Annotated in this window: 5 protein-coding genes; 4 read left to right on the top strand and 1 reads right to left on the bottom strand. The window is 59.2% G+C overall.

Translation table 11 applies throughout. The features are described 5' to 3' along the window. Positions 1 to 399: lysophospholipid acyltransferase family protein (locus tag ACFFAR_RS20870; protein ID WP_375508380.1), on the bottom strand; the 399-nt coding region annotated here is incomplete at its 3' end. A 235-nt stretch (positions 400 to 634) separates the two neighbouring features. Between ACFFAR_RS20870 and ACFFAR_RS20875 the strand changes: the two genes are divergently transcribed. The 4 genes from ACFFAR_RS20875 to ACFFAR_RS20890 all read left to right on the top strand — a co-directional run bounded on the left by ACFFAR_RS20875 (position 635) and on the right by ACFFAR_RS20890 (position 6,656). After that, a complete protein-coding gene (locus tag ACFFAR_RS20875) occupies positions 635 to 1,696 on the top strand; it encodes an alpha/beta fold hydrolase (protein ID WP_174365016.1) in 1,062 nt (353 codons plus the stop codon). 142 nt (positions 1,697 to 1,838) lie between these two features. After that, positions 1,839 to 2,261 (top strand): hypothetical protein, encoded by a 423-nt coding sequence (locus ACFFAR_RS20880; protein WP_062002676.1) that lies wholly within the window; start codon positions 1,839 to 1,841, stop codon positions 2,259 to 2,261. A gap of 500 nt (positions 2,262 to 2,761) precedes the next feature. Beyond that, positions 2,762 to 3,550, top strand: coding sequence for a hypothetical protein (locus tag ACFFAR_RS20885; protein WP_174365015.1), 789 nt, complete (start codon positions 2,762 to 2,764; stop codon positions 3,548 to 3,550). Between the two features lie 139 nt (positions 3,551 to 3,689). Then, the gene (locus tag ACFFAR_RS20890) at positions 3,690 to 6,656 is read left to right on the top strand and encodes an EAL domain-containing protein (RefSeq protein WP_174365223.1); all 2,967 of its coding nucleotides are present in this window, start codon (positions 3,690 to 3,692) and stop codon (positions 6,654 to 6,656) included. The last annotated feature ends 5 nt before the right edge of the window (positions 6,657 to 6,661 follow it).

A 6,661-nucleotide genomic window follows, 5' to 3' on the forward strand; every position in this document is an offset into this window, starting at 1 on the left:
ACGCCGATTCGTGGCGATGGCTTCCTTGATTGTGATGTCTGTGATGTCGAGGCCTTTGAGCACCCAGCCGAAGAACGGAATACGCTTGAGGTCGCTCTTGAATACGAAGCTGATGCGGCGCGGAAACAGCGCCATGAATGCGAGCGTTTCCCAGGTCGATTCGTGCCGGCACAGCATGATGAACGGCTCGTCGGGGAGGTTTTCGAGTCCTTCCACTGAACACGACACGCCGGTAATCATGCGCATCATCTTGACCATGGCACGGCACCATTGCTTTGCAAGCCAATAACGGCCGCTGCGGCCGACGAACGGAAACAAAGGCAGAATCAGGATGGACCACACCGTGCCGCTGCCAAGCAGGTAGGTCGCGAATAGCCACTTGACGAAGGTTCGATGCATTAAGTATTGGACAATGGTAAAAACGTGGCTCAAGCGCCGCAACCGGCGATAAGGCGAATGGGCGAACAGGCGTCGAGGTGGCCGCGACCCTGCGCAAGACATGCAGACGCCAGTCAACCCCGCGTACGAAACCCGAAGGATAGCTTGTGCGGCGGTTCGTGTCCCGGGTTCCAAAATCCCGCCTTGCGGCTCAATCAGATACCGAGAGACGCGTGATCTCTCCAACGGAGTTCCAATGACGGACGACGCAGGCAACGAAGTGAAGACTCAGGTTCCGGAAGATTCATCGACCGCGAAGACCCCGGCTTTCGATGAAGGCATGCTCGATGTCGGCGATGGCCATTCGATCTACTGGCGCGCGCAAGGCCCGGAGGATGCGCCCGTTATGCTGATCGTGCATGGCGGCCCGGGCGGCGCGATGAACCTCAAATGGGGCGATGTGCTGGATGCATCGAAGTGGCGGATGGTCTTCTTCGATCAACGCGGCTGTGGCAAGTCCACGCCTTTCGGCAAGCTGGAACATAACGGCACCAAGGAACTGGTCGGCGATATGGAAAAGCTGCGGGTATTGCTCGGCATCGAAAAATGGGCGCTTTTCGGCGGCTCGTGGGGCACGACGCTCGCGTTGAGCTACGGCGTCACGCATCCGGAACGCTGCCTTGGTTTCCTGTTGCGCGGGATCTTTCTTGCGCGCCAGCAGGACATCGACTGGTTCCTGTGGGACGTGCAGCGCGTCTTCCCCGACGCCCATCGCAAGTTTCTCGATGCGATCGAAACCGCCAGCGGCGAGCGCCCGTTGAACTCGGCCGAAATCCTGTCGCTTACCGGCGCGCCGCTCGCCCGTTTCGACGATGCCGGCATCAAGCTCGCGCGCGCATGGGCCGGGTTCGAAGCGACGTTGTCTGTGGTGAACAAACCAGCGCAGAAGGGTGAGGCGAAAGCCGAAGCGCCGGAAGCCGATCCCGCGAAGCCTGCCGCCACGCCCGAAGAAACTCGCGAGTCCAATGCCGCCGCCATCTCCATGTCTCTGCTCGAACATCACTACATGGCGCAGGAGTTGCCGCCCGAGCCGCTTTTGCCGCGCATCGGCCGAATTGCGCATCTGCCGTGTGTGCTCGTGCATGGCCGCTTCGACATGGTGTGTCCCGCCGACCAGGCGCTCGCGCTTGCAGATGCATGGCCCGGCGCGCAGCTTTCCATCGTCGATGCAGCCGGCCACTGGACCTTCGAACCCGGCAACGTGACTGCGCTCAAGGCAGGCGGCGAGTTTCTTGCGCGTGCTCTTGCAGCAGGTTGACAGGCAAGGGTTTGCGGCAGGCCAAAAGTTTCCTGTGAGGCATTCCAGGCGGTAAATTTGGGACGGGAATGGTACGATCCCGCCTTGCAACTCTCGGCGGGCCGTACCCGTCGAACGGTAATCAAGTTACGGAGGCAACCCAATGGCCCAACAGAAAACCAATCCGAAACTGGAGCAGGCGCTGACCCGCGGCGATCTCGCGATCCGTCAGGCCAACTCAGGCCGCGCGACCGCTGTGCTGCGCGCGCTCGGCAAGATGATCGTGGAAGCGTCGGCGACCATTGGCGTGGAAGCGTTTGTCGTGATCCACGACGGCGACAAGATCTACGATCCGGTCGACGGCATGTGGCCGCAACAACTTTTGATATCGCTGGACGGTCCCGTGGAGGATTCGGACCCGGATGAACTGCGCACGGTCACGTTGATGGCCGACACGCCCGCCACCGTGTTCCGCTGTGAGTGGCAACGCGCCGATGGCAAGATCGGCCGCCAGGAAGGGCGTCCACTCGCAATGGTCGCGTTCATCACCGACGTGGATATTCCCTGGCTCGACGACGAAGACTGAAGCAGGCGAATCTCTACACTGGCGGGCGCGCTGTCGTCCGCCGGATTCAATCACATCGCTTTAATGACCCACACTCCTTCCTTCTCGTATGGCATTAAGCGCCGCAATCGCTATCGAGTCATTTTTTCCTGTTCGGTAATTTAGTCGCTGCAAAGGCGCTGATTGCACTCCGGATTTAATCCCGCCGGCGATTTAGTATTTAATACTCGCACGATGCCGGTGCATTTTCTCCGCGCCCGCATCCTCGTCGAATGCCGATAATCCAAACCCGCGCTGCATTCCCAAATAGATTTTCGTGTTACGAAACCGTTTGAGTGAAAACTGCGGGCGAATTCAAGAAACCCTTGGAAGCGTCGTTTTTTTAAGTATCTTTGAAGTTTTCTCTTCCATTCGACACTGCATCAATTCCCTTTGGGCGAGACTTAAATCGTCGCGCGTGTTGTTTGCATCAAGTCAAACGCATCGCGGCATCTCCTTCTCGCCAATATGGGGTAACAAAAATGGAACAGCTCGATGCAGGCCAAAGCAGTGTTTTAAGCAGTGATCGTTTGGAACGGGGTAACCGGATGGAGACGCTTGAGCGAACGGTACAAACGCTCAGGAAACGTGAATCGATGCCGTTTACTATAAGGATAGTCCGCGAAACAGCCGATCTCGATAAAGTCATCGATATCCGGCGTCTCGCGTATGCGCGGCATTTGCCATCCTTTGCCGAGAAACTCGGCATTGAAGATTGCGATCGCGAAGCGGGTGTAGCGGTGCTTCTGGCGGAGGCGAAACTGGACGGCGCGCCCGTTGGCACGATGCGTATCCAAACAAATGAATACGCACCGCTGGCGCTGGAACAATCGGTGCGTCTTCCAGACTGGCTGGGGACAAGCCGGCTCGCGGAAGCAACGCGACTGGGCGTTGCGGGCGGTGGTATGGGCAGGGTCGTCAAGGTGATGCTCTGCAAGGCGCTCTGGCTTTATTGCGAGCAGCAACTGGTCGACTACATGGTGATAACCGCCCGTTCACCGCTTGACCGTGAATATGAAGCGATGTTGTTTGAAGATGTCTTTGGTGAAAGGCAATTCATGCCGATGGCGCATGTCGGCGGATTACCGCACCGGGTACTTGCCAAGGACGTCATGGCGGCGCGGCGGCGTTGGGAAGAAGCGAAGCATCCGTTATTCCAGTTCATGGTGCATACGGATCATCCGGACCTCGACTTGGATTTGCCGGATTTATCTTTCCGGCCGGAACCGGTACGATGCCCGGAAGCGTCGCAACTTGTTTATGGCAGGTAATAGAAGATAGCCCGGCTGCTTGACAGCCGAGGCCACAAGAGAGGGTGGTGGCGATTCAACCTATGCGCCGACAGGCGTTTATGGCTGTTTCGCCACTGCTGGCGCGGCTTGCGTCATGCATCACGGGGGAAATCCAGGTATGGCGTTGGTTGCCTTATTTTCGCGGGCCAAGTCCGGATATACCGGGTCGAATATCGATCGGTTTCTGTACGCGTTCGCTGTTTATATTGTCCCCACGCTCATTGCCCTCGCTACTATCGCGACCCTGATCTGGGGTACGCAGCAATTCGATTCCAAGGGCGGCGTCACCCTGCCTTTGCAGGTGGTGAGAGATGCCGCGGGCACGCTCGATCCGGCCACGGCGTTGCAGCGTATGTCCGGCGCTGTGACAACCAACCGCTTCAATACCCAGCTCTCGGAGAAGCCCGTCTGGTTTGAATTCACTGTTCCCAACATGAGCGCGGAGCAGTCGACCTATGCTGAACTTCCTTCACGGCACGCGCAAACGCTGTCGTGCTGGGTCGCATCGACCTTGCAGCCGCTTGGAACTGCAGACAGGCTAAACACCACCAACGAATTTTCGCCGGTCAAGGCCGGGTTCGCGCTTCATCTCGGCCACCTGGTGCAGCCATTAAGCATTCTGTGCCGGGGCACGTTCTCCGGACCTGCCCAGATCGCTGCGTTTGGCTGGAGTGGTCCGGAGCTGCGCCGCGCGGCGCTCGATTTCCAGGAAAGCTCGGGGTTGATCGCAGGCGGCCTGCTGACGCTTGCCGTCTTTGTTTTCGTCACGGCAATGATCAACCGCGAATGGACCTATGTGATCTTCGCGGTGTGGCTCGTCGGCAACCTGCGTCTTTGCGCGAACGCGATGGGTTGGGACATGCAGTGGCTCGGACGCGTGATTCCGCCGGACTATATGCAAAGCCTGCGGCAACTCACATTCGCCGCGTATTACCTGTTGACCGCCGCGCTGTTCGCCTCACTGTTCAGGCGCGAGCTGAAGGTGATCGGCTACAGGTGGCTCTTGAAGATCATCCAGTATGTCGGGCTTGTGCTGCTGGGCGCGGCCATCGTGCTGCCTTATTCGAAGTTCATCCCTACGCTCTGGGTGATCACCGGCTTCGGCATAGCCGTGCTGATTTTCCTGCTGGCGCGGCTGGTGTGGCTCACGCGATCGCGCACGGTTCTGTGGTACGTGGGATCGCTTGCGATCGTGCTGTTTGCGACCTTCTCCGAAGTGATGGGTGCGGCGTTCGGCATCAAGCTGCTGGTCGGGGGCGTGAACACCGTGATGGCGGCGTTGTCGTCGAGCATGATGGCGGCGTTTGCCATCGCCGAGCAGATGCGAGCCGAGCGGGAACATCGCCGGCAGGCGCAGACGGAGTTGCGCAACACCTACGACGTGACGCCCATCGGGCTCTTTACCCTCGATACCGCCGGCCACTTCGTGCGCGCGAACCCCGCGCTGCGCTCCATGCTCGCGCTGCAAAAAGCCGAGTACAAGGTGCGGCACTGGAACGACTACTTCGAATCGGGCGCATGGGGGGCGCTGCAGGCGCTGGCATCGAAGGGCAGTGAAGGCGAGCTCGAAATGGGCGGCGCCGAATCGCGTGGCAGCGGCGAGCGGCGCTTCCTGCTGAAAGCCACGCGTTCGAACGGGTGGATTGAAGGATCGCTGCAGGATGTGACCGAACGTTCGAAGGCTATCGAACGGTTGCGCTTTCTCGCGGAGCACGATCCGCTGACGGGTTCGCTAAACCGCCGTGGTGTGGAGAAGGCCATTGCCGCGCAGAGCGAGGACGCGTCGTCGTGGGCGCTTGCTTATGTCGATCTGGATCGTTTCAAGCTCGTCAACGATCTGTTCGGACATCGCGCCGGCGATGAAGTCCTGAAGCAGGTCGCCACGCGGACCCGCGCGCTGTTCGCAAACGGCTTTCCATTCGGACGGATCGGCGGCGATGAATTTGTGTGCGTGATGAGCCGCATGTCGATAGACGAAGCCGTCGACTGTTGCCAGCGGCTGATAAGCGCGTTGAGCGACACGCCATATCAGGTCGGCAACCGTGCGTTCCAGGTCAAGGCGTCCGTTGGGCTCGTGGAATGTTCGCATGGCGTGCGTGTGCAGGATGCGCTGTCTCATGCTGACCGGGCGTGCCGCGAGGCCAAGAAAAGCTCGAGCGTTCACGTGGTGACGTATCGCAAGGGCGCAACTGCCTTCGAGGAACGGGCCGAAGAACTGAAACTCGTCGAAACACTCGGACGCAACCGGTTGCCACCCGGATTGTTTCTCGTGATGCAGCCGATCATGTCGCTCGCCGCACCCACGGAGTCGCTGAACTTCGAGGTGCTGTTGCGCATGCGCGCGCCCGATGGCGCGACCTTGCCGGCGGGCAAGGTTATCGTCGCGGCGGAAGAATCGGGGAATATTGCGGCCATCGATAAATGGGTCCTTGCCACATTGCTCGAATGGGTCGAGAAGCATCAGGCGTCGCTGCAGAGCACGCGGTTTATCTGCGTAAACCTGAGCGGCGGATCGCTCAACGACGAGCAATTCATGGAAGATGCCTTCGCGTTATTCGCGCGGTACCGGCATGTCGTGCCTTATCTTTGTCTCGAGATTACCGAGAGCGTCGCCTTGCATGATCTCGGCAATACGCAGCGCTTTATTGCACGGGTTCACGAGATGGGCGGGAAGATCGCGCTCGATGATTTCGGCGCGGGATATACGTCGTTCAAATATCTCAAGGATCTTTCCGCCGATGCACTCAAGATAGACGGCGAATTCATTCGCACGATGTGCGCACATCCGGCCGATATCGCCATTGTCGAGGCTATCGTCGCGCTAGCCCGGAATCTGGGCATGCGCAGCGTGGCGGAATGGGTCGAGGATATCGATACGCTGCGCGCGCTCAAGGAAATCGGCGTGGATTATGTGCAGGGTTATCTGATCGCGAAGCCGCAAGAGAGCGGGGCTATTTTAAGCGCCGCTTCCGCTGCCAGTTTTGTGAAGGACCCGGACGTGCTCGAGTTTATTGACCGGATTGCCGGCAGCGACAAGTCTCTTGCGTTCTCGTTTGATCTCGTCGACAAAGCCGGCCTGCATTAAAGCGC

This window comes from uncultured Caballeronia sp. (assembly GCF_964243625.1).
In the GTDB taxonomy this organism is placed as follows: domain Bacteria; phylum Pseudomonadota; class Gammaproteobacteria; order Burkholderiales; family Burkholderiaceae; genus Caballeronia.